Here is a 24,616-nt window from a genome sequence, read left to right on the forward strand (position 1 = left end):
TAAACCATTTTGGATTTAATCGGATTTTTAAAAAAAATTAGATAAGATAGCCTTTCTCTTTAAGGATCGGCTCTAGTTTTAGTTTTATTTCGTTCTTATCCACCAGACGCTTAAGATAAATAATGGTGGAATTGATGGTGTAATGCTGGAACTGCGAACGGAAATTTTCACCGGTCATGATAATATCTGCACGCGATGAGGTCGCGCTGGAAATATCACAGTGAGATAAGTCGGCATCCACACCCAGATCTTTCAGTGCCGCTTCAATACTCATTTCACAGGCAAAACTACTGCCCAGCCCGGCACCGCATACGGCCAGAATAGATAACTTTTTCATCAGGCATACCTTAATTAAGTGTCTGTAAGTCCGCGACCTCTGACTGCGGGTATGATGACGGGCATCCCAGCCCTGACGGCGGTTCAGAACTGCTGCAGAATGTTCAGTACCGCTGACTTATCCCGTGCCTGCCTTAACTGTTCGACCACGCCGTCCTGGCAAAAAAGCTGCGACAGGCTGGCGATCATTTCAATATGCGAGTGGCTATCGATAGCGGCCAGTGCAAATATCACATACACCGGATCATTATCTTCACTGCCAAAGTTCACACCCTCAGAAATAATTAATAAGGAGAGTGCCGTATGATTCACCCCTTCCTCTGGCCGGGCGTGGGGCATCGCAATACCTTCACCCAGAACATAATAGGGACCAATCTGTTCATGCATATCATAAATAGCATTAAGGTATCGGGGTTGTACTGCACCATTATCGATCATCGGTTGCAATGCAATCTCAACGGCTTTACGCCAGTTATCCGTATGCGTTAACAGTTTCAGGTTACTGTCATTAATCCAGTCGGTTAACATACATCGTCGCCCTGTTCATTATTCAGCAAGTTAATTCACTATACTTTCCGCAGAATGATAAAAACGTGATCAATATGACTTATTTAATAATAAATTATTAAACATCAGTTAATTAGATTAATAACCATAGCTTCGCCCTGGTTAATTACACCAGTGGTAACACTCTTTATTTAATACGCCGTAAATATTCAGGATTAATCCTGTTTATTTTTGGCAGAGGCGAATAAATTAACTAAGCCTGATTCACGATCTCCTGCGTCCAGCGAATTAACCCATTGAAGTCGATCTCGCTGCGTTGATCGGCAACCCATACCGGCCCGAGTTGCATCGGTTCGGCGCGGTCAGCCAGTTGTTGCAGTTCTGCCACGTATTCCGCTCCCGGATGTCCCGGCAACCTTGCGCCCAGCCTGCTGCTGTAGCGCTGCGCTGCCATCTCACCAGGGATCTGGCACCAGATCTCAGCAATGCGATCAATGCCCGCCGCGTCGATAAACCCTGACAGATCCGCTTTTGGCTGGAAGCCAAACCACGCATCAACAATAAAGGTGTTACCTGCCGGGGCAGCGGCAATAATCGACCAAATCACCTGATAAGCGGCAATGCCCAGCTTACGGTTCATCGGGCGGTCAATACCGTCAATCTGACGCATAAACGGCTCTTTAATCTGATCCAGCGTCAGCAGTGGCCAACCGGTCGCCGTCGACAGACGGGTGGCGATATGGCTTTTTCCCGATGCGGGTACGCCGTTCACCATCACCAGGCGTTTACCGTGGTTCCGGGGGGCAGAGTGCTGCAAAACGGGCTGCTCAGGCATGGCTGGTTTTTTCCTCTGTGCTACGGGCATGGAAGTACTTGCCGATCACCGCCTGGATTTCACGCAGGCGTGGGATGGCCAGCGTTTCCAGTTTTTCGCGGGTGATACGGCGGTCCAGCGAGATGCAGTCTTTCCACAATGCACGCCCGGCAATCACACCGGAAGCGCCGTTGCTCATAGCATCCGCCACCTGGGTCAGGAAAGTTGTATGATCCACTCCCGCCGAGAGTACGGCCCAGGGCACATCCCCGGCAAGCTCGGTGATATCGGCACAAGCTTTAGCCGATCCAGGATACGGGATCTTCAGCACTTTGGCACCCAGCTCCAGTGACAGTTTGGTGCCTTCATAGATCAGTGACGGCACACGGCTTTTATACGCGTCGTCCGTCTCTTCCGGCAGGGGATAGGTAAGAAACTCCACCACCAGCAGCAGATCTTCGCGGGCAAAGTCTTCGATGCAGTGGCGCAGAATATCGAGGTTATGTTGATTCGCATCCGGGCGGTCGGCGCGTAAATAGACCATAATTTTACCGCCGTTAGCGCCCAGCTCGCGCACACGGCGGGCACTGATGCCCTCCACAAGGCGTGAATTGCGGTAGCCTTCCGGGGTGGTATCAAAACCCGACGCATCCAGGCCAATCAGCAGAGCGGTATCGCGATTGATGATCCCGTGATCCACCAGATCCGGTACAGCACAGACGGCATCCACCAGCACGCAGGAAGCCTGACTGGCGAGATAGCGGGTGATATCCGCCTTGATACCGCCGAGCTGCTGCTCGGAAATGGCTTTTTGCTGGTCGGGATCGGCACTTAACAGCGTTCGCATCGCACCGCGCTGGTCGCAGGCAATCACCAGCATCGCGCCGTTGCTGCCGCAAATTTGCTGATAACCGCGCAGTTCAGAAGTGGACATGTGTGACATTAGGGTGAACTCCTATACAGATTACAGGGTAAAAAAGCCGTCGTAGACGACCCGAAAGTTACCTTTAGCCTGTGTGCACGACGCCGGGCTGTTGCCGGTGAATCTCCAGTCCTGTCAGGGGTTTCAGCCACCTGTGCACGTTGCAATTTTGCTGGTGTTGAGCAATAATTCTCCAACCGATGAACTGAGTGTAATACATTGCAGAAAGGAATTACAACCCTGAAAGAGCCACTTTTACAAGATCCCGCCACCACGCGGGCAATGATGCATATGGTGGCGAAGCTGCACTATCAGTCCGATATGTCGCAGGTCGATATCGCTAAAAAACTGGGCGTGTCCACCGCCACGATCTCGCGTCTGCTGACCAAAGCGCGCGCGGCGGGGATTGTGCGAATAGAGGTGATTGAGCTGACGTCCCCTGAGGAGATCACGGCGGATCTGATTGCCCGGCTGGGGTTAAAAACCGCTGCCGTGGTGGAGTCCCCACCTGCCAATATCCTCAGTGCCCTGAATGCGCCGCTGGCCTCGCTGCTTCAGCAGGCCGACCTGGTCAGTGGTTCGGTCGTGGGCATTGGCTGGGGACGGGCGGTACGTGAAGTGACGCTATCCGGCCTGCCGCGCCTGCCGGGGGTGATGACGGTGGCACTCAACGGCGGTATGCAGCAGGCGGCAGCGCATTTTCAGATTAACGAATTTGTGCGCCAGGCCGCAGAACAGATGGAGGGAACGCCGCATTTCCTGCACGCGCCCTATATCTCGTCGCCGGTGCTGCGTGATGCATTTCTCTGCGATCCGGGCGTGCAACAAATTACCTCGCTATGGGATAAGCTGGACGTGGCCATCGTGGGCGTCGGCCTGACGCATCATGCGCCCCACCCCAGCGAAACCAGCACGGCCACCCCTGATGAGCAGGCGCTCAGCCATGCAGCGGGCGATGTTCTGCGCCACTACGTGACCGAACAGGGGGAAGTGCTGCACTGGGAGGGCGAACAGCGGATGATTGCAGCATCACCAGACCAGCTTCGTCAGACCCCGTTATGCATCGGGGTGGCGGCCACGGCAGAGAAAGCCGCCGGGATTATTGGTGCCGTACGTTCCGGCATGATCAACGCACTGGTGACCGATATTAAAACAGCTCAGGCCATCCTCGACCGTCTGGTCACCGAGCCGCAGTAAACCATAACTGCCTTTATCCCTGGCGGATAAAGGCAGTTCATTCTCTGTAAAAATAACACCTTATAAGAAATAACCTATTACGGATTAATTCTCATTCCGTAATATTGATCCAATTTATATTTTAATAGGAATAGTTATCATAATCATTTAAAAAGCAGAACTGTTTATATTCATCATGGAATGATTATCACTTACCAATCATACTCTTAGGCGATAACAATAAAATTAGCCTATGCTATATAAAACGGTTTTTATTTTATCAATCTGCGTGCATAATGCGCAGAAATCACCTGTTTTACTCGTTATACTTCACGTTACAGAAACATTCACTCTGTCCCTGTAACATGAATTATTGAGAGTAATAAATCGCAAAATATAATGTTAAAGGAGTCACCATGCTGACTAATGAAATGACCGCTCAGTTGAACGATCAACTGAATCTGGAATTCTATTCTGCCAACCTGTACCTGCAGATGAGCGCATGGTGCAACGACAAAGGCTTCGAGGGTGCGGCTGCGTTTATGCGTGAGCACTCCACAGAAGAGATGCAGCACATGCAGCGTCTGTTCAACTACCTGAGCGATACGGGCGCGATGCCGGTACTGGGCACCATTGAAGCCCCACCGGTCACCTTCAACTCCCTGCACGAAGTGCTGGAGCAGGCTTATCAGCACGAGCAGTTGATCACCGCTAAAATCAACGAACTGGCGCACGCAGCCATGACCACCCAGGACTACTCCACCTTTAACTTCCTGCAGTGGTATGTGTCTGAGCAGCACGAAGAAGAGAAGCTGTTCAAATCTGTACTGGATAAACTGGCACTGGTGGGTAACAGCGGTCAGGCCCTGTTCTTCGTGGATAAAGATTTGCAGAAACTGAGCGAACCTGGTGCACACCAGGCGTAATCGCTGACAAACGTCGCCCCTTTTTCAGGGACGACGTTTTTTTCCTTTTCTTGCTCTTTTACTCCCCTTTCCGCAATTTTTTCACCTGCTCCGCCGTCACATCGCTGGCCTGATTTCCCCAACTGTTGCGCACATAGTTACTCAGCTCGGCCACCTGTTGATCCGTCAGCCGCCAGCCAAATCCTGGCATTCGCATACCTGTCAATGCTCTTTCTGTCACCGCAGCCCGGCCTCCGTGCAAAATCATTGAAACCAGTGACGAAGGATCATCCCCCAACAGCGCCGGGTTACTTGCCAGTGCCGGGAAGGTGTGAGTGTATCCCCGACCATCGCTACGGTGGCAGGCGGCACAGTTATCCTGATACAGCGCCGCCCCCGGATATTGAGCTTCGGCATAATCTTCACTGGCTGGCGAAGAAGAGAATTTACCGGGAGGCAGGCTCTTCAGAAACACCGCAATAGCACTAAGATCCGCCGGCGTAAGATGCTGCGTACTCTGCTGCACCACATCGGCCATGGAACCAAATGCCATTGTGCGGTCGTTCTGCCCTGTTTTCAGGAAATTGATAATATCCTGCTGCGTCCAGCTCCCCAACCCGCGAACGTTGTTGCCCCGCAGATCCGGTGCATGCCAGCCGTTAATGGTTCCTCCGGACAGATAGGCGCTGTCATTGTGGTCCAGCCCTTTTTCCTGCATCGCTATACCGCGTGGCGTATGGCAGCTACCGCAGTGCCCCGGAGCCATCACCAGCCAGGCGCCCCGGTTCCACTCGGCGCTTTTCAGCGGGTCGTTAAGATAGCGTTCATCGTCATGAAACATCATATTCCACACCCACAACGGCCAGCGTATATTTAACGGCCAGGGGATATCGCTTTTTCGGTTTGCCTGCCGGACGGCAGGAACCTCCTGTGTGAAGTACGCATACAAATCGTGCAGCTGCTGGTCGTCAAACTTGCTGAACGCGGTATAAGGCATCGCCGGATACAGATAATGACCATTCCGGGCCTTCCCCTCACGAAGCGCCCGCGCAAAATCCTGATAGCTGTATTGACCGATGCCGGTTTGTGCATCCGGGGTAATATTGGTGGAGTAAATAGCCCCGATGGGGGTATCCATCTTCAGTCCCCCGGCAAAAGGCGTGCCTTTTTCTGCGGTGTGGCAGGCTGCACAATCTGCCGCCAGGGCCAGATAGTGCCCCGGACTGATGCTGCGCTCAGGCACAGCGGCAATGCTGTTACTGGCCACTGCCAGCAGCACACACAGACCGTATTGTCTGATATTCATGGCTCACTCCCTGTCAGGCCTGCACCAGCGGTCCGGGCTGGGCGAAATATTGAGTACGGATGGCGTGCGCTGCCCACAGAGCAGTGGCGCAAACAATACCGGTGGGGTTGTAGGCAAGATTTTGAGGGAAGACAGATGCCCCCAGCACAAACAAATTGTGCACATCCCAGCTTTGCAAATATTTGTTAACCACACTGTTTTTCGGGTTATCACCCATCACAGTCCCCCCCGTGGTATGCGTGGACTGGTATGGCCGCACATCATAGTGGTCACCGGGCTTCATAAAACCCGATTCAACCTGCTGTGCCCCCATTACACGGGCTATCTGCTCCGCTTTGCCTTGCATAAACTGCGTCATTTTCAGTTCATTCGGCTGCCAGTCAAACGTCATGCGCAGCAGCGGCTGGCCGTGGACATCCTTGTAGGTCGGGTCGAGGTCGAGATAACACTGTTTATACGGCATGACCGATCCCGATGAACCGATGGTCATGGTGTGCAGATAGTGCTGTTTGATGCTTTTTTTCCAGCCGCTGCCCCACTGCGGGGATGCCGCAGGCAACGGCATCTGCTGGATCGGCCGTCCGCCGCTGGTGGCAGCCCCGATGGTGGCGCCGCCAATAAAACCCAGCCCGCTCTGGTCAAAATTCCCGGCATTGAAATCATCAATAAACGTCCCGGTCACGCCAGAGGCGGCAAACGGATTAAAGTTATGCTTCTCGCCAAAGAACAGATTGAGGCTGCCATTCATCTGGTAAGCATAGTTACGGCCAACCACGCCCTCTCCGCTCTGCGCATTGTAGGGTTTACCTATCCCCGACAGCAGCAGCAGGCGAACGTTATGCAGCTGGAAGGCGCTGAGGATCACCAGATCCGCAGGCTGTTCATGCTGTACCCCCAGCTCATCCACCCAGGTCACGCCAGTGGCTTTTTTCCCACTGGCATCGGTATTAATACGCAACACCTGTGCCTGAGTGCGCAGCGAAAAGTTCGAAAACTGGCGAAGTGAAGGCAGGATAGTTGACTGCGGCGAGGCTTTGGAACCGTTGAAACAGCCGAAACGTTCACAGAACCCGCAGTAGTTGCAGACGCCCAGCTGCACACCATAAGGGTTCTTCCAGGCTTCGGTGCAGTTGGCTGCCGGAATAGGGAACGGGCTGTACCCCAGGCTTTCTGCCGCCCGGGCAAAAAGCTGCCCGGCATACTGTTGCTTCAGGGGCTTTGTCGGGTAAGGTGCACGCCGTGGCGCTTCAAACGGATTGCCCCCGGCGACGGTCTCCCCACGGAGGTTACCCACCTGCCCTGCTGTGCCGCAGATTTTTTCGAATTTCTCAAAGAAGGGTTCCAGCTCCTGATAACTCACCGGATAGTCCTGCAACGTCATGTCCGCCGGGATCACGCTGGCCCCGTAACGTTCGGTGACGGTACTGTGCATCTTCAGGTCGGTTTCCCGAGGCCGCCACAGCATCCCGTTCCAGTGAACCCCCGCCCCGCCTACGCCGTTACCGGGCAGGAAAGAACCAAAGCGGCGGTAAGGCATGGCATGGTCGGCTGAGGTGTGGCGCACCGTCACCGTCTCACGCGCCGGGTTCTGGAACAGCTTCAGCCGGATACCGTAGGTCAGTTCATCCGTTATGCGCGGGTAAGCAAAGTCCGGCCAGGTATCGCGCTGTTCACCGCGCTCCAGTGCCAGGATATTCAGCCCGGTTTCCGCCAACTCGCGGGCCATCAGCGCCCCCGTCCAGCCAAACCCAACAATCACAACGTCAACCGGGGGGTGTTTGATTGTACTCATGCGCTGCGCCCCCGATAGCCAGAAATACTGACCGGAGGCAGCGGATAGGGTTTATTCGGGTTATCCATCTGATCCTGATAATCGGCACGTGCACCGGGGAAACCGATCAGCGTCCAGCTGGCCAGCGTCTGATTTCCGCCGTGCTGCGGGTCAGCCAAATAGCCCTCTTTGGTGTTATCCAGCAGTTGGGTAAAGAACAGCGCGCCAGGCAATCCGCTAAAGTTAAGTTCACCGGCTTCCAGCTGCGTTAACAGGGCATCCTGCTGCCGGGGTTTCAGGTCGGCAAAGTCTGCCTGCTCATGCTGCTGGCAGTGCTGGTCTATCGCGGCGATTCCCCGGCGGTAGATCTCGCGCGGTACCAGCGGTGACTGATATCCCAACTCCGGGATCGCCTCCGCAAACGGTGGCTGCATATACCACAGCTGACCGTGGCCGTAGGGTTGTTCCATCTGTCTGTCGATAAAAACCGGCACCCCTTCGCTAACGGCGCCGGGGCCTAGCGCATCCTCCGGGATCAGTCGGCCGCAGGCGGCAATAATAAAGCGCCATTCACGGGGGTTAAACCACAAAGGAACCGGGCCAGGAGAGACGCCCTGCGCCGGGGCAGCCTGCGCACTGAGGGGAGCGACTCCGCGTCCCACCACCGTAGCCAGCGGGATAAACGCCAGCGATTGTTGCAGGAAACGTCGCCTGCCACGGGCAACATCATCATGATCTACCATTGTCTTCTTCCTGTGAATAGTCGGTATTCAGCCCGCACAGGGGCCAGTGCTGCAGCATAAAACCTTATTTTCTGCGGGGGATAGAATAGGCGACAAAGGAAGACGACGGGGGCGGGAAACGTGTTAGCAGATATGAGTTTGGATAAAGATTATTCCAGGATAATCGCTTCAGCTCATTGATAACCTCCATAATGAACAAAGGGTGCGAATCGCACCCTTTGTTCAGAGATTTATGGCGTCGGTTTCAGGGTAACCCAGTAACCTGGCTGATAATCAATCGGCAAGAACCGCTGATGGAACTCACGGAACGTAGCGTCCGGGTCGATATCTTTAAACAACTCCGGATGCAGCCATTTTGCCAGCATCTGAATCGCGACAAACTGATAAGGGCTGTCGTAGAACTGATGCCAGATAGCGTGTGCGTTACCGTTGGTGGCCACCGGCAACGTACGGAATGCCGGACGCGCCATCAGGGCGGTTAAACGCTGGGTCGCCAGCGTCACATCCGCACCTGGCCCGACACCCACCCAGCCACCGGCCGTATTGTAGTTTTTCCAGTTCGCACCGGTCACCACCACCACATCCGGACGCGAAGCGATAATCTGCTCAGGATTCAGCGTACCGAAGGTGCCTGGGATCAGCCCTTTGGCAATATTCGTTCCCCCTGCCACTTCGACCATACGGCCGAAGTTTTCGTCGCCGAAGGACATGCAGCACTCTTCGGTATAGCCACCGGCACGATCCAGCATCACTTTAGGACGCGGGCCCTGATAGTTTTTCAGGCGTTCGGTGACGATATCGATCTGCTGCTGACGGAAGGCGATGATCTCTTCCGCACGTTCAGGTTTACCAACCAGCTGCCCCATAATGCGGATGCTTTTCACCGCGTTCTCAAACGGCTTTTCGCGGAAATCGATAAACACCACCGGGATGCCCAGCTTGTCGAGTTTTTCCGTCAGTTTAGATTCATCGGTGGCCGCTTTCGATTCCAGGTTCATCAACACCAGATCGGGCTTCAGCGTCAGCGCCTGCTCAACGTTAAAGGTGCCATCTTTCGCGCCGCCGAAGGTCGGTAGTGAAGTAATGGACGGATATTTTTTGGCGTAGATCTGATAGCTGTCAAAATCCGCTTTTGGCAGATCGTCGCGCCAGCCCACCACACGCTGGAACGGTGCATCGGTATCAAAGGCCGCCAGCAGGTAGATCTGCCGCCCTTCACCGAGGATCACGCGTTTCACTTCGGATTTGATTTCGACCTTACGGCCGCTGACATCTTCCACCACAAACGGTGCCGCCAGCAGGCTGGCCGACGCGAACAAACCGCCAGCAAAGATCACTGCTTTACCCCAGAACGTCATAGCACTCTCCACAGAGGAAATAATAATTATTCTCAATCTCAATTTTGCTGAGGAATGCTACGACGAGGCCGGGGTTATTACAATATGTGTCAGGAAATTTCGCATGAGGATGAGAAGGTAAAACGGTAGAACTTCGTGTCCACCGTCATCACCGGGAAGCTGACGGGTAGCTCCGTCACCGGGATCTCGCTAAAACCGTTTTTCTCGTAAAAACGGTGTGCCGCGAGAAACTTCGCGGTGGTTCCAAGGAAGATATCGTCCACCCTCCGGTGTCGTGCATGCATCATCAGGGTGTTAAGCAACGCAGACGCCACCCCCCACTCCCGCCCGCGATACGGCGCGGCAACAAACATCTTACGCAGCGCCGTTTGCTGTTGACCTATATCTTTCAGACCAATACAGCCCACCACGCGTTCACCAATCTGCGCCAGCCAGAAATCACCGTTTCCCTGCTGATAAAAATGGCCGATATCGCTGAGATCCGGCTGCTGTGCTGCCGTGATGGCAATGCCAAACTCCTCATTCTGGATCGGCAGGATAAGCTGTACGACGCCAGGCTGGTATTCCGATCGGTAGCGCTGGATAGTGATAAGCTCGGTGGGCATCATGCGTGGCTCCGCTGGGGTTAAGATCATTCGGCGATGCAGATTAATCTATCGCTTTTACTAATACCTTGGCGAATGAAAAATCCCCACAGGGAGATTAAATGCTCTCCGGCTATTCTGTTCGCGACTCATTGTTGGGCGCTTAAAAATCATAGTAAACCGATAGCCAGGTCTGGTCTGGGTCATTGTCAGACGCTGCGGTGAAGGTGTGTTCCAGATAAATGGAGAAGCCATAAGCCAGCTGCGTGTAAACCCCCAGATATCCATGATTCGCATGATAATTTTCATTTCCCTGCAAGCGCAGCGTATCCACCGCAAAATAGGGCTGAACGGAGTGAAGATAACGCTTGTCGATCGGAAAGGTATAACCGGCAAAGGCCTCCAGCCCATAACCGCGTCGCGCAAAATAGTTGTCGGTGCTCTGCCGTATCGTGGCAGGAACATAATGTCGATACAGGGTGGCAGTTTCGACCAGATACCAGTTGCCCGGCTGCCAGGTCATGGCAGCGCCGCTAAACTGCTGGCGATAACCGCGTTGTTTGCTGCCCGAACCTCTGACCGTGGCGTTGGTCTGATTCCAGCTGGCGCTCATCGTCAGATCTTTTGCCATCTGATAGTCAACACCAATGCCACCACCGCGTTTGCGTCGGTAATACTGGCTGTCACCCAACACCAGTTCATCCTGCGGCAGCAAATAGTCAACATAGAGCGTCAGGTCACCGAAGATGTTGGTGTACTTCAGACTATTGCGTGGGCGTTCTCCCCCGTCATAGTCCCCACCGACGCCAATCCAGTTAGCACTGGCATGCCCGTCATTGTCCCAAACGTCACTTTTTATCCCAATCGTGTCGTAATAGACGCTGTACTGGTGTCCAAAAGTGAGCGTACCGTAGCGGTCATCTTTAATGCCACCAAACAGCTTACGCTGAATCCCCCAGTTATTGTCATGATCGTAGTGGTGCTTCAGCCCGAGTACATGTGCCGTATCCACACCCAGTGAATAGAAGCCGATAACCGATGTGCCGGGCCTGAGCAGGTAATCGACGCTGAAGCGAAAACGCGTACCGCCATCATGCCCACCGTGGTTATCTTCTCCCTTATGCCAGATAAACTCCGGGCGAATACTGCCGCTGATGCCAAGACTCAGTGGGGATAACCACGGATCGGTGAAGGTGTTTTTTTTCAGCACGGTGATCGTCGCACTGGCCGAAGATGACGCAAGAACCAGCATTACGATAGCCAGCGCCTTCCCTGTTTTTTGCATCCTGAATATCACCTTATTGCTCCAACCAGCCCACTGCCGGGAGTTCTGCCAGGCGACATCATCAATAAATAGCGTTTTTCCCGCGTGTGTTTTAGTGGGATGTGCGGTGCTTAGTTCTCTTTTTGTGAATGGCAGCAATGAAGACGGAATAAGCGCGCCAGCTCTGCCCCCATCGGCGTCAGCGTACTGTCCTTCCGCTGAATGAGATAAAACGTGGCATTGGGCAGCACCTCTTTAATATTCAGCGCCACCAGCTGGTTGCCGAGGATCGGGTCGCCGATCACATCACTGGAGAGAATACTGACAAAATCACTCTGTGCGATCAGGCTGGTGCAGGCCATAAAGGTTTCGCAGGTGACGCTGATCGCCGGGGCCATGCCCATATCGTGCAGCAGATCATGCAGCAGGCGATAATAGCTACCGCGTGGCGTTGGCATCGTCCAGTCGCAGTGCTGCAATTCCGCCAGCGACGTCACGTGCTCACACGGATGCCCTTTGCGCACCACGACGCGATATTCGCGCTCCATCAGCCTTTCATAGCTCAGCTCGCTGTCCAGATGACCGGGATAGGATGTGTTGATAGTGAAATCCAGCTCGCCCTGTCGCAGCTCAGGGATCATTGAGACCAGTTGCCCTTCCACAATGCGGATCTTCACATTGGGAAACTGGCGACGAAACTGGGTGATCACCTGTGGCATCAGCGTTCGCGCAATGCTGCCGCCCACACCGATGTTCACCGTGCCACCCGCCAGCCCCAGCCGCTGCTGAATGTCCTCCTGCGCAACGCGCAACTCTTCAAGGACCAGGCTCGCATGTTGAAAAAAGTTATCACCAATCTCGGTGAGCGCCACGCCCTGACTGCGCCGGATAAACAACCTTGCACCCAGCACCTCCTCCAGCTCCTGAATCGATTTAGTCAGCGCGGGCTGTGACAACCCGGCGGCCCGGCTGGCAGCACGAATGCTGCCGTGACGGGCAACGTCAACAAAAGCGCGTAGCTGGTGTAACTTGATGGAGGCAGGCATAGGTTTTCCTTATGTGATAACCGCTGATTATCAGTCACAAGATATTGGCATCTTCTGCCCGTGGATTCCATTGTGTAGAACAGAAAGTAATAACACTGAAATCATGATGCCCAATCAGAAGGATGACCCATGCACCAGGCTATTGCTGACTTTGTGAAAGAGATTGCACCCCGTCTACAGGCGCGGCGGCGTGACCTGCATAAATTTGCCGAATCCGGCTGGCTGGAGTTCCGCACCGCCACCCTCGTGGCCGCCGAACTCCATCGACTTGGCTATCAGCTCCAGCTGGGTAAAGAGGTGGTGAAGGCCGAAGCGCGCATGGGCCTGCCTGCGCCGGAGGTACTGGCGCAACACGAACAGCGTGCACGGGAACAGGGGGCGCTGCCGGAGTGGCTGCCGCACTTCTCCGGCGGTTTCTGCGCGATTGTCGCCACGCTGGCGACTGGCCGCCCCGGCCCGGTGATGGCATTCCGCGTGGATATGGATGCGCTGGACGTGATTGAAAACCAGACGGAGGAGCATCGCCCGCACGCCGAGGGCTTTGGCTCCGTCAATGCAGGCATGATGCACGCCTGCGGCCACGACGGCCACACCACCATCGGCCTTGGCCTGGCGCAGGTCCTGAAGCAGTTCGAAGCCGAACTGAGCGGCACCATCAAGCTGATTTTCCAGCCAGCAGAGGAAGGCACTCGCGGCGCAAAATCGATGGTCGAAGCGGGCGTGGTCGATGACGTCGACTTCTTTACCGCCATCCATATCGGCACCGGCGTTCCAGCGGGTGAACTGGTGTGCGGCAGCGATAACTTTATGGCCACCACCAAGCTCGACGTCAGCTTCCGTGGCAATGCTGCCCATGCGGGTGCTCGCCCCGAAGAGGGCAGCAACGCGCTGCTGGCCGCCGCACAGGCCACGCTGGGATTGCACACCCTGACCCAGCACAGCGGCGGCAGCGCCCGTGTCAACGTTGGCGTCTTGCAGGCAGGTACCGGGCGTAACGTCGTCGCTGACCGTGCAATGATGAAAGTGGAAACCCGTGGCGCAACCAATGAAATCAACGATTTTATCTACCAGCGTGCGCTGCAAACCCTGAAAGGGGCGGCAGAGATGTACGGCGTGGAGCATCAGGTCACGCTGATGGGCGCGGCGCGCAGCAGCCAGCCCACCGCCCCATGGGTGCGTTATATTCGCCACCAGGCGAGGCATATTCCCGAGCTGACCTCGCGGGTCAACAAGCGCGGTGTGGCGGCCGGATCGGAAGATGCCACCTACATGATGGAGCGGGTCAAGCAGCACGGCGGGCAGGCTTCCTACATCATTTTCGGCACCGAACTGAGCGCCGGGCACCACAACGAAAAATTCGACTTCAATGAGCAGGTGATGGCGGTGGCGGTGAAAACCCTCGCGGCGATTGCACTCAATATTGCTGAATTCGAAGCGGAGGCGTGATGAACCAGGCAATGAATGACTTTGTGGCGCACTACATCGACCAGCACCAGGCGCGATTCAGCGCATTAAGCGATGCCATCTGGGACCAGCCAGAAACGCGCTTTACCGAAACCTTCGCCGCCGGGCTGCTCTCCGGGGCACTGGAACAGGAAGGTTTTAGCATTGAACAGGCGGCGGGTGGCATTGAAACTGCGTTTATCGCCAGCTACGGGAAGGGTCAGCCGGTGATTGCCCTGCTGGGTGAGTATGACGCGCTGGCCGGGCTGAGCCAGCAGGCGGGATGCAGCACGCGCACGCCGCTGGTCACGGATGGCAACGGCCACGGCTGCGGCCACAATCTGTTGGGCACTGCCGCGCTGGCGGCGGCCTGTGCGGTCAAGGCCTGGCTGCAACAGAACAGCGCAACAGGCACGATCCGCTTTTACGGCTGCCCCGGCGAAGAGGGTGGCTCCGGTAAAACCTTTATGGTGCGTGAAGGGCTGTTCGACGATGTCGATGCCGCGCTGACCTGGCACCCGGAGGGCTTCAGCGGCATGTTTAATACCGCCACCCTCGCCAATATCCAGGCGGCGTTTCACTTCAGCGGCGTCGCCTCTCATGCGGCCAATGCACCGCACCTCGGACGCAGCGCGCTGGATGCCGTCACATTGATGAATACCGGCGCTAACTTCCTGCGCGAACACATTATTCCTGAAGCGCGGCTGCACTATGCGGTGACCAACAGCGGCGGCAGTTCCCCCAATGTGGTGCAGGCGGAGGCTGAAGTACTGTATCTGGTGCGCGCACCGCAGCTTGAGCAGCTGGAGGATATTTACCAGCGGGTAACCGATATCGCCCGTGGCGCCGCACTGATGACAGGTACGCAGATGAGCGTGCGCTTTGAAAAAGCCTGCTCCAACTATCAGCCCAACCGGGTGCTGGAACAACTGATGTATCGCCAGCTCACGCATTTTGGATTGCCCGATTATACCGACGAAGAACGCCAGTTTGCCGCCGATATTCGCCAGACGCTGAACGCCGACGATCTGCGTAACGCCCGGCTGAACGCTGCGCGTACCGGGGGGAGTGCGGGCCACGCCTGGGTAGAGGCGCTGGGCGATCGCGTGCTGATGGAGAGCGTTGCTCCGTACTGCGCCAGCGAAGAGGTGCTGTACGGCTCAACCGATGTGGGTGACGTCAGTTGGGTGGCACCGACCGCACAGTGTTTTACCCCCTGTTTTGCCTTCGGCACGGCACTGCACAGCTGGCAGTTAGTGGCCCAGGGCCGCACCCCGATTGCCCATAAAGGCATGTGTCTTGCAGGTAAAACCCTGGCGGCAACCGCGCTGGCATTATTCAGCGATGCGGATGTCCTGGATAAGGCGCAGCAGGAGTTCCGTCAGCAGCGGGCCAGACAGCCTTACCACTGCCCCATTCCGGCAGGCGTTAAACCAACGCCGCTGGCGTAACGATATTCGACGTTCCCGGAGGCCTGGCTCGATCCCGGCCCCGTTAAAAAAATAACACGCAAACACCATCATAACGACGACAAGGCAATAGGGTTAATCAATGAGCGAAACAACAGCGGCCAACAAAAGCCCGGGAAAGATTTTTTACTGGATTGAACGCATCGGCAACAAGATACCTAATCCGTTTCTGTTATTTGTTTATCTGATTGCTGTACTGATGATATCGACCGCGCTGCTCTCCTGGTTCGGCGTGGCGGTGAAAAATCCGGCCAGCGGTAAGATGGTCGAGGTCAAAAACCTGCTGAGCGTGGCGGGCATCCAGTGGGTCCTGCCGAATATCATCAAAAACTTCAGCGGCTTTGCCCCGCTGGGTTCGATCCTCGCGCTGATGATTGGTGCCGGACTGGCCGAAAAAACCGGGCTGTTGCAGGCACTGATGAATAAGATGGCCTCGTTTGTCAGCGCCCGCTACGCCAGTTATATGGTGCTGTTTATCGCCTTCTTCAGCCATATTTCGTCGGATGCTGCACTGGTGGTGATGCCGCCACTGGGTGCCCTGATGTTTATTGCCGTCGGTCGTCATCCGGTCGCCGGGCTGCTTGCCGCAATTGCCGGGGTGGCTTCCGGCTTTACCGCCAACCTGCTGATTGTGACCACCGATGTGCTGCTCTCGGGCATCAGCAGTGAGGCGGCCAAAGCGGTGAGCGATACCGTACACGTCAGCGTCATCGATAACTGGTTCTTTATGGCCAGCTCGGTGATCGTGCTGACCTTCGCGGGCGGGCTGCTGACGGATAAGTTTGTTGAACCCCGCCTGCCCGCCTGGCAGGGAGACAGTGAAGAGAAGCTCGCCAGCCTGACACCGTTGCAGAACCGTGGCCTGCTGATGAGTGCGCTGGCGGCAGTCGTGTTTATCGGTCTGGTGGCGCTGATGGTGGTACCTGAAGGGGCGATGCTGCGCAATCCGGGCAGCGGCGCGATCATCCCTTCGCCGTTTATTCAGGGCATTGTGCCGCTGATTATTCTGTTCTTCTTTGTGGTGGCGATCACTTACGGCGTGGCGACAAAGCAGATCACCCGCCCGGATGATGTACCTGCCCTGCTGATTGAACCGATGAAAAGCATGGCCGGATTTATCGTGATGGTGTTTCCGCTCGCCCAGTTTGTCGCGATGTTTAACTGGAGCAATATGGGCACATTTATGGCGGTGGGGCTGACGGATGTGCTGGAGCAAATGTCCATGACCGGCGCACCGGCGTTTATCGGGCTGATGTTCCTGTCGGCGTTTCTTTGCATGTTTATCGCCAGTGGGTCAGCTATCTGGTCGATCCTGGCACCAATTTTCGTGCCGATGTTTATGCTGCTTGGCTTCCACCCAGCCTTCGCACAGATGATTTTCCGCATCGCTGACTCTGCTGTGTTGCCGCTGTCGCCAATGTCACCGTTCCTGCCGCTGTTCCTTGGCTTCCTGCAACGCTACCGCAAAGACGCGCAGCTCGGGACCTATTACACGCTGATTATGCCGTATCCGCTGGTGTTTTTTGCCGTGTGGATTGCGCTGCTGCTGGCGTGGTATGCGCTGGGGCTGCCGATTGGGCCAGGGGTGTATCCGGTGTTGCCGTAGGGGCCGTGACGCCTGCCGCAAGCGCGGATTCCAAAGGGCGGGGCGACTGCCGCCCTTTGGTCGCTTCGCCCACAAAGTGGGAAAGCGAAACGCCCTTGGCCTGGCCGTTAATCTTGACCTGCCGTTGACCGTAAACGCCGTAAGATAACGGTTTAAACCTGCCACGGCAGCACGCCACGATGACGTCGTGCCAGCCATGACGCCAGCAGCATCAGCAGCACCACCAGCAGGATCATCAGACAGCCAACGGCGGCGGCCAGCGTTGAGGAACCGCCCTCATCGAGGAAGACAATCGTCGGCCCAAGGGTCTGGGTTGCAGAGGTCACCAACAGAATCGATACCTGAATTTCGTTCAGCGCGGTCAGGAATACCAGAATCGCCCCGGCAATCGCCGAAGGCGCCACCAGCGGCAGCACAATGTCACGCATGCGCCGCAGAAACCCCGCTCCCGCCAGCTGTGCGGCTTCATCCAGCGAACGCTCGATGCGGGCAAAACCGGCCAGCGTTGGCCGCAGCACCAGCGCCAGAAAGTTGGAAAGATAGGCCGCGAGAATAATCCACACCGTGCCGTAAAGACTGACATTCACCAGCGGCAGCGGTTTCAGGAAGAACAGCAGCGCGGCAATCCCGGTCACCACACCAGGCAAAGCGTAAGCCAGTTCGCTGGAGAGATGCAGCACCCGTACCAGGCGACTGCGGCGCCAGCTGAGGAAACAGGCCATAAACAGCGCCATCACCGTGAGGATCGCCACTGCCAGCAGCGTCAGGCCCAGACTGGTGAGAAAAGCATGACGCACTGCGGGGTAGTCAAACAGCGCATTGCGGTAGTTAAGCAGCGTCAGTGATTGCAGGTTCAGTGACTGACCAAAACCCTGCGTCAACGAGGTGGTCAGCAGCGCCGAGAGCGGCAGCAGCAGGATCAGCACCATCAGCAACCATACCGCACACTCCACCGGCAGACGCCAGCGCCCGAGGGACTGAGTGAACGGCTGCGTGCTGCCATTCACGCGCACATCGCGTCGCCCGCCCAGCAGATTACTGACCAGCATACCGCCCAGAGTGATCGCCGTCAGCAGTAGCGAGAGCACCGCCATATCAGGCAATGCGCCCGGTCCGGTGGTATTAAGCTGCTGATAAACCAGCGTGATCAACGTGGGCACCCGGCCAGGAATACCGAGCATAGCCTGAATACCAAAGTTGCCTGCCGCCGCCACAAACGACAGCGCCGCACCGGCAAAGATCGCCGGACGCGCCAGCGGCAGGACCACCGTCAACAGAACGTGCAGCGGCGATGCGCCGGTAATGCGAGCCGCCTCCACCAGTTCAGCAGGCAGACGTTGCAACCCGGCGCGCACCGCCAGAAACACCAGCGGCGCATTGTGCAGGCCGAGCAGCAGAATAATACCACCCAGTGAATAGAGCGGCGGTGGCCCGCCGCTGTCAAACGGCAACCCAAGGGCCACCAGCGCCTGCATAACCAGACTGGACGGCGACAGCGCCTGTACCCACGCAAGCGCCGTGACCTGTGGGGGGATCATCAGTGGCAGGATAAACGCAAAGACCCATGCCGCTTTCGCACGCATATTACTCAGCGCCACCAGCCAGGCAGCCAGCGTACCCAGCAGCAGCGCCAGTGCCGTCGAGGCCAGCGCAATCAGCAGCGTGTTGCCCGTTGCACGCAGCACCCGCGGGGTGGCAAGCAGCTCAAACAGACGCTGACTGTCCGGCACACCCTGCGGCGCCACGGCGGCCCAGACCAGCCGCGCCAGCGGGGCCACCGACAGCAGGCCGATCATCAGCGCCAGCAGCCACAGCACCCAGTGCTCGCTGCCAGGCAGACGCAACCTGCGCTGCCCCGGCAGGCTGCGCGTCAGAGAAGGCAGCACGCTCATCCTTTAGCCACCAAAAATTTCAGTGAATTTATCCCGCACCTGCTTATCGTCGGCCACCGCTTTATCGGTATCCAGCGTCAGCAGTTTGATGCTCTCCATCGGCGCAAAGCCTTCCGGCGCAGCCACACGTTTGTCGACAGGACGGTTCCCCTGGGTCGCGACTAACTGCTGACCTTTCTCCGACAGCATAAAGCTGACGAAGACTTTGGCAGCCGCAACGTTATGTGCCCCTTTGAGGATCGCCACCGGCTCTGTCACATAGGACACGCCTTCCTGCGGATAGACCAGGTCCACCGGGGATCCCTGCTTCTTAGCACGGATTATATCGGCATCGGTGATCACGCCATATTTCGCCATGCCGCTGGCCACCGCTTTCAGCGCCGGGCCGTTGCCACCTTCCGGGGTCACGCCGTTCGCGGCCAGCTTCTGATAAAAATCCCAGCCAATCGTCGGCGTATTGATCACCGTGTGCAGATGATAGAGCGCCGCACCGGAGTAAAGCGGGCTTGGCACCGCCACCTGCCCCCGGTTATCTGCCGCCGTCAACGCCATCCAGCTGTTTACCGGTTTGGCCTTTTGGGTGTTATAGCCAATCACCGTGGCGATGATTTTGGTGCCAAACCAGGTCTTATCTTTGTCATAGAAATCAGGGCTGATGTTGCTGACCGGCGCATCCGGCCAGGCCATCAGTTTGCCCTCTTTTTTCAGCGCGCCAAGGTTAATGGCATCTGCCACCAGCAGCACATCGGCTTTCACCTCACCGCTCATCATTTCGGTCCGCAGCACGTTCATCAATTGCGTGGTGCCGTTACGCGTCCAGGACACCTCGATGCCGGGGTTCGCCGCTTTAAAGGCATCCATGGTTTGCTGGGCAATTTCCGGTGCCTGCGAGGTATACACCACCAGTTTGCCATCGGCCGCCAGGGTGGACAGTGAAGAGAAGCCCACCAGCAGCGCCAGAATTTTTATCGTGTTACGCATATCCCTGAAGTCCTTTAAGTGATGGTAAATGAGAGAAAAATTAAGCAGGAATGACCCAGCCATCAACGACCGACAGCTTCAGGCGCTCACCCGTCTGCCACAGTGGCGCATCGGTAAGCATCAGGGTCAGGCGGTTTTCCGGGTCAGCCTCCGGCGCGATCTCCAACTGGCGGTAACTGCCACGGTAAATCACCCGCTGAATAGTGCCCCAGAAGCCCGGCTGTTCTTCCGTTGCCAGACGTAAATCGGCTGCATGCAAACAGATTTTCCCAACAGGCAGTACGGGCTGTTGGGGGCTGGCACGCAGGGAGATGCGCTGTCCGTAAAGCGTGACCCAGGCGCGGCCGTGTCCGTCCGCTTCAATATCGCTGACGGTGACCACGCGGCCATCGTCAATAAAGCGCGCCACCATTTCACAGGCGGGCTGGCGGTAGAGAGTTTGCGGGCTGGCGAACTGCATCACCTGCCCGGCGTGCATCACCACAATGCGGTCGGCCAGCGCCATCGCTTCATGCTGATCGTGAGTGATATACAACAGCGTGGCACCAGAGTGCTGGTGAAAGCGGGTGAATTCCTCTTCCATGGTGGCGCGCAGATGCACATCGAGGTTGGCCAGAGGCTCGTCGAGCAGCACCACCTGAGGACGCGTTACCAGACAGCGGGCCAGTGCCACACGCTGCCGCTGGCCGCCTGAGAGATCGGCCGGCTTACGTTCGGCCATTCCTTCCAACCCGACCTGTAACAGAGCCGCAACCACCCGCTGCTGACGCAGCTCACGTGCCATCCCTTTCACTTTCAGACCGTATTCCACGTTTTCCGCCACTGACATATGCGGCCACAGCGCGTAGTTCTGAAAGACAATGCTCAGATCGCGCTGTTCCGGCGGCAGATGCTGCCCCGGCGCGCTGTAACAGCGTTCACCTATGCTGATCGTTCCCGCATCCGGGGTTTCAAAACCGGCCAGCGTACGCAACAGAGTGGTCTTACCGCAGCCGGAAGGGCCGAGTACCGCAATAAATTCACCGTGTTCAATATGGAGTGACACATCGCGCAGCACCGGCTGCGAACCAAAGGATTTACACAGGTTGTTGATCAGGATCGCAGACATAAATGCAGTTCAGCTCCGTCAGTCACAGTAACGCGTTAAAACATACTGAGCGTAGATGACAGGCAGGTGACAGTGCGATAGCGAACGGCAGTGACGTTGCTGACCAGGGCGGGTCAGGCGTGCCTGACCCCTACGGAATGCTGCGGGTTATTGGAATGGGCCGGGCGTGCCTGACCCCTACGGAATGCTGCGGGTTGTTGGAATGGGCCGGACGTGCCTGACCCCTGCGGAATGCTGCGGGTTGTTGGAATGGGCCGGGCGTGCCTGACCCCTGCGGAATGCTGCGGATTGTCAGGACGGGCCAGGCGTGCCTGACCCCTACGGAATGCTGCGGGTTGTTGGAATGGGCCGGACGTGCCTGACCCCTGCGGAATGCTGCGGGTTGTTGGAATGGGCCAGGCGTGCCTGACCCCTACGGAATGCTGCGGGTTGTTGGAATGGGCCAGGCGTGCCTGACCCCTACGGAATGCTGCGGGTTGTTGGAATGGGCCGGGCGTGCCTGACCCCTGCGGAATGCTGCGGGTTGTTGGAATGGGCCGGGCGTGCCTGACCCCTGCGGAATGCTGCGGATTGTCAGGACGGGCCAGGCGTGCCTGACCCCTGCGGAATGCTGCGGGTTGTTGGAATGGGCCAGGCGTGCCTGACCCCTGCGGAATGCTGCGGGTTGTTGGAATGGGCCAGGCGTGCCTGACCCCTGCGGAATGCTGCGGGTTGTGGGTATGGGCCGGACGTGCATGACCCCTGCGGAATGCTGCGGGTTGTTGGAATGGGCCAGGCGTGCCTGACCCCGCCGTAGGGGCGGGGCATGCCCCGCCCGAAGCGATGCAGGGTTATTCCACGATCGGAGTTTTGGTTTTGTTCAGGGCCTTCATAAAGGCATCATCAAGGTGCAGGTGCTGTTTCACCAGCGCCGGAGGGGTCAGTGCCAGCCACTGATTAAGCGACAGATCCGCATAATAATCGCTTTTAAACAGCTCTAAAAAACGCAGCGGTTTATCACCGGTGTTCTCGATGTAGTGGCCCATGGCAAACGGCACATAGCCGACATCACCGGCGCGAAAATCAAAGGTTCGCGCCTCACCCGAGGAAGCAAACACCCCCATGCGCCCTTCCCCTTCCAGATAGTACTGCCACTCATCGTTATTCGGATGCCAGTGCAGCTCACGCATCGCCCCCGGCAGTAACTCCACCAGCGCGGCGGCGACGGTTTTCGAGATTTTAAAGTTGGAGGAGTCGGTAATGCGCACCGTCCCGCCTTTCAGCTTAATCGGCGTTTGCGCCATCATACGATGGCTAAACTTCAGCGTAGAAGGTTTTGCTCCGGCGATGGCATCGGCACTGAGCGCTCCCGGCACCTGCCCGGCAAAAATATACTCGTCAGACGGTGACGGCAGCGAGCTGAACGTGCTGGCAGGCACGCCGAAGTTTTTCGCCAACACGTCCGGGGGAATATGTTTGAACCAGTCACTGAGTAAAAACGTGCTGTCTTCATCGAAGTTGCCGTCGTCGAAAGCCAGCAAAAACTCGCAGCCATCCGGCCCCAGTCCCTGAATCGAGTGCGGCATACCTGACGGGAAATACCACAAATCGCCCACGCCGACATCATCCACAAACCAGCCACCCTCGGTATCCAGCGCGGTAATGCGCGCATTGCCATACAGCATATAGGCCCACTCGCCCTCTTTATGCCAGTGCAGCTCACGGATACCACCGCTGTTCAGACGCATATCCACACCCGCAATAGTGGTCGAGATCCCCAGCTCGCGCTGAGTCACCTGGCGAGTCCATCCGCCGCTGCCTTTGCGCACATGCGCGTCGCTGAAGGAAAAACGCAAATTCGGTAAGGTGCCGCTATCGGTCGCCGGGGGATTTACAATGTCAGGGTTTTCCCCCTCACGGATCGGGTCTCGCGGGCCGGGATCGGTGCCGCCCATTTTCCCATTCCAGGGCTGGGCTGCGGGCTGTTCGTGAGCATGAACCGTACCGGCGGCCAGCGCCACGGTACCACCGGCGGCAAAAGCCATAAAACTGCGACGTGAAAGAGGATTCATCCTTTGATTTCCTTATGTCAGTCAAAATAAACATTTTTTACGGCGCACAGGCACCGATAGTGGATAAGACTATTCGATATTTTTTCCCCTGCCAGTCAGATAATTGGCGCTAAACTCAGTGAAATGTAAGCAAGGATCCATCAGTAAATTTCATCGCATAACAGTGAATAAAACCGATAACACGGATGATTAGCGAATTTTTTGTCGCTTGTTGCTTTTCTGTTTTGTCCTCATCCACCAAAAGCACAAAACAGCGGTCAGCCATTAATGTTATTTATCGACTGTTTTCCGTGCGAAGAAACACCTGGTTACAGGCGATAACGCATGATTGCGTTAAACAACGCGCTCTGTTAAAGCCTAGAATAAAGCCTGTTTCCACACTTTCCTGCCACCTGAGTACAGGCTGCTATGAACATTGATTCAGACATCACTTTTCGCAAACTGGGAATTTTCATCGCCTTTATGAACCGGGGTAATCTGTCGCGTACCGCTGATGCCCTCGGTATCAGCAGCGTCAGTGTTCATCGGGCGCTGCATAGTCTGGAAGAGAGCGTACGCTGCCCGCTGTTCATTCATAAAGGCCGCAGCCTGGTCCCGCTGCCTGCCGCGCATACGCTGTGGGAGTACAGTCAAGAAGCGCTGGATATGATGTCGCGCGGCGTGGAAGAAACGAGGAAAACGGCGGGCATAGGACAGGGACATATGCGTCTGGGAACGCTCTATTCGCTGACGCTGGAAACGATTCCACAGTTGATTATGGGGATGAAACTACGCCGCCCCGATCTGGAGCTTGAACTGACTATGGGTTCAAACCAGACGCTCACCACGCGCCTTTCAGAAGGCTCGCTGGATGCCATTCTGATCGCCATCGCCCCCGGTGATCTGGACTACAATCGCTTCGAATGTCTGCCGTTATTTGATGATGATATCTTTCTTGCCGCGCCTTCCACTTCTGGGCTGGACACTCGCTTCCCGGCGGATCTGCGCGATTTTCGTCAGCAAAAATTTGTCTCCCTGGCGGAGGGTTTCGCCACCTGGCAGGGCTTCCAGGAAGCGTTTCATGTTGCCGGATATGCACCGAATATTGTCACCCGGGTGAATGATATTTTCTCGATGCTGAGTCTGGTGCAGGCGGGGGTGGGGTTTACACTACTGCCGGGCAGAATGAAGCGGGTGTATGAGAACTCCGTGCAGTTGCTCAGGCTGGCCGAGCCGTATCAGATGCGCCAGAAGATCGGGATTGTCTTTGAGCGTAACCGCGAGCATGACCCGAATCTGCTGGCGCTGGTGGCCGAAGGGCGCATGTACAGCCGCCAACGCAGCACAACATAATG

The 24,616-nt window shown here is 56.5% G+C and carries 21 protein-coding genes; 6 read left to right on the plus strand and 15 right to left on the minus strand.

Features of this window, described 5'->3' with window-relative positions; all coding sequences use genetic code 11:
- Nucleotides 1–37 precede the first annotated feature (37 nt).
- From FY046_RS10550 to FY046_RS10565, 4 genes are all read right to left on the minus strand, one after another.
- The gene (locus FY046_RS10550; protein WP_133843702.1) at nt 38–337 is read right to left on the minus strand and encodes a PTS sugar transporter subunit IIB; all 300 of its coding nucleotides are present in this window, start codon (nt 335–337) and stop codon (nt 38–40) included.
- A gap of 83 nt (nt 338–420) precedes the next feature.
- Entirely contained in the window at nt 421–864 is a 444-nt protein-coding gene (locus FY046_RS10555) for a PTS sugar transporter subunit IIA (protein ID WP_133843704.1), read from the minus strand.
- Between the two features lie 232 nt (nt 865–1,096).
- Nucleotides 1,097–1,678, minus strand: a complete 582-nt coding sequence (locus FY046_RS10560; RefSeq protein WP_166653728.1) for an AAA family ATPase — start codon at nt 1,676–1,678, stop codon at nt 1,097–1,099.
- On the minus strand, nt 1,671–2,600 hold the full coding sequence (locus tag FY046_RS10565) for a tagatose-bisphosphate aldolase (protein WP_159337375.1): 930 nt from the start codon (nt 2,598–2,600) through the stop codon (nt 1,671–1,673). The genes FY046_RS10560 and FY046_RS10565 overlap by 8 nt, the downstream gene beginning before the upstream one ends.
- A 198-nt stretch (nt 2,601–2,798) precedes the next feature.
- Between FY046_RS10565 and FY046_RS10570 the strand changes: the two genes are divergently transcribed.
- Both FY046_RS10570 and ftnA read left to right on the plus strand, forming a co-directional pair.
- Nucleotides 2,799–3,776: a sugar-binding transcriptional regulator gene (locus FY046_RS10570; RefSeq protein WP_227535700.1), complete on the plus strand. Its 978-nt coding sequence runs from the start codon at nt 2,799–2,801 to the stop codon at nt 3,774–3,776.
- A 395-nt stretch (nt 3,777–4,171) separates the two neighbouring features.
- Entirely contained in the window at nt 4,172–4,681 is a 510-nt protein-coding gene (gene ftnA / locus FY046_RS10575) for a non-heme ferritin (protein WP_133843710.1), read from the plus strand.
- Between the two features lie 58 nt (nt 4,682–4,739).
- Here the strand turns inward: ftnA and FY046_RS10580 are convergent, their stop codons facing one another.
- The 7 genes from FY046_RS10580 to FY046_RS10610 form a co-directional block, all read right to left on the minus strand.
- Nucleotides 4,740–5,966: a c-type cytochrome gene (locus tag FY046_RS10580; RefSeq protein ID WP_159337374.1), complete on the minus strand. Its 1,227-nt coding sequence runs from the start codon at nt 5,964–5,966 to the stop codon at nt 4,740–4,742.
- 13 nt (nt 5,967–5,979) lie between these two features.
- On the minus strand, nt 5,980–7,758 hold the full coding sequence (locus FY046_RS10585; protein ID WP_133843714.1) for a GMC family oxidoreductase: 1,779 nt from the start codon (nt 7,756–7,758) through the stop codon (nt 5,980–5,982).
- The gene (locus tag FY046_RS10590; RefSeq protein ID WP_133843716.1) at nt 7,755–8,480 is read right to left on the minus strand and encodes a gluconate 2-dehydrogenase subunit 3 family protein; all 726 of its coding nucleotides are present in this window, start codon (nt 8,478–8,480) and stop codon (nt 7,755–7,757) included. The genes FY046_RS10585 and FY046_RS10590 overlap by 4 nt, the downstream gene beginning before the upstream one ends.
- 230 nt (nt 8,481–8,710) lie before the next feature.
- A complete protein-coding gene (locus FY046_RS10595) occupies nt 8,711–9,838 on the minus strand; it encodes an ABC transporter substrate-binding protein (protein ID WP_133843718.1) in 1,128 nt (375 codons plus the stop codon).
- Nucleotides 9,839–9,927: 89 nt separating this feature from the next.
- On the minus strand, nt 9,928–10,446 hold the full coding sequence (locus tag FY046_RS10600; RefSeq protein WP_133843721.1) for a GNAT family N-acetyltransferase: 519 nt from the start codon (nt 10,444–10,446) through the stop codon (nt 9,928–9,930).
- Between the two features lie 139 nt (nt 10,447–10,585).
- Nucleotides 10,586–11,707, minus strand: a complete 1,122-nt coding sequence (locus FY046_RS10605; RefSeq protein ID WP_446186027.1) for a porin — start codon at nt 11,705–11,707, stop codon at nt 10,586–10,588.
- Between the two features lie 110 nt (nt 11,708–11,817).
- Nucleotides 11,818–12,732, minus strand: coding sequence for a LysR family transcriptional regulator (locus FY046_RS10610; RefSeq protein ID WP_133843723.1), 915 nt, complete (start codon nt 12,730–12,732; stop codon nt 11,818–11,820).
- 129 nt (nt 12,733–12,861) lie between these two features.
- On the opposite strand from FY046_RS10610, the gene FY046_RS10615 reads away from it, so the two are divergent.
- The 3 genes from FY046_RS10615 to abgT all read left to right on the plus strand — a co-directional run bounded on the left by FY046_RS10615 (nt 12,862) and on the right by abgT (nt 17,250).
- On the plus strand, nt 12,862–14,178 hold the full coding sequence (locus FY046_RS10615; protein WP_446186028.1) for an amidohydrolase: 1,317 nt from the start codon (nt 12,862–12,864) through the stop codon (nt 14,176–14,178).
- Nucleotides 14,178–15,626: a M20 family metallopeptidase gene (locus tag FY046_RS10620; RefSeq protein WP_244874698.1), complete on the plus strand. Its 1,449-nt coding sequence runs from the start codon at nt 14,178–14,180 to the stop codon at nt 15,624–15,626. Before FY046_RS10615 ends, FY046_RS10620 begins: the two co-directional genes overlap by 1 nt.
- Nucleotides 15,627–15,726: 100 nt before the next feature.
- Nucleotides 15,727–17,250, plus strand: coding sequence for a p-aminobenzoyl-glutamate transporter (gene abgT, locus FY046_RS10625; RefSeq protein WP_133843727.1), 1,524 nt, complete (start codon nt 15,727–15,729; stop codon nt 17,248–17,250).
- Between the two features lie 152 nt (nt 17,251–17,402).
- On the opposite strand, the gene FY046_RS10630 is transcribed toward abgT, so the two are convergent.
- The 4 genes from FY046_RS10630 to FY046_RS10645 all read right to left on the minus strand — a co-directional run bounded on the left by FY046_RS10630 (nt 17,403) and on the right by FY046_RS10645 (nt 23,282).
- Nucleotides 17,403–19,142 carry an ABC transporter permease gene (locus FY046_RS10630; RefSeq protein WP_133843729.1) on the minus strand — a complete coding sequence of 580 codons (1,740 nt, stop codon included), beginning with the start codon at nt 19,140–19,142 and terminating at the stop codon, nt 17,403–17,405.
- 3 nt (nt 19,143–19,145) lie between these two features.
- Nucleotides 19,146–20,123: an ABC transporter substrate-binding protein gene (locus tag FY046_RS10635; protein WP_171148869.1), complete on the minus strand. Its 978-nt coding sequence runs from the start codon at nt 20,121–20,123 to the stop codon at nt 19,146–19,148.
- Nucleotides 20,124–20,163: 40 nt separating this feature from the next.
- Nucleotides 20,164–21,231, minus strand: a complete 1,068-nt coding sequence (locus tag FY046_RS10640) for an ABC transporter ATP-binding protein (RefSeq protein WP_446186029.1) — start codon at nt 21,229–21,231, stop codon at nt 20,164–20,166.
- An 830-nt stretch (nt 21,232–22,061) separates the two neighbouring features.
- The gene (locus FY046_RS10645; protein WP_159337368.1) at nt 22,062–23,282 is read right to left on the minus strand and encodes an oxalate decarboxylase family bicupin; all 1,221 of its coding nucleotides are present in this window, start codon (nt 23,280–23,282) and stop codon (nt 22,062–22,064) included.
- A gap of 408 nt (nt 23,283–23,690) precedes the next feature.
- Here FY046_RS10645 and FY046_RS10650 point away from each other — a divergent pair, with 408 nt between their 5' ends.
- On the plus strand, nt 23,691–24,614 hold the full coding sequence (locus FY046_RS10650) for a LysR family transcriptional regulator (RefSeq protein WP_133843737.1): 924 nt from the start codon (nt 23,691–23,693) through the stop codon (nt 24,612–24,614).
- Nucleotides 24,615–24,616: the final 2 nt, after the last annotated feature.

Source organism: Erwinia sp. 1181_3, assembly GCF_052824965.1.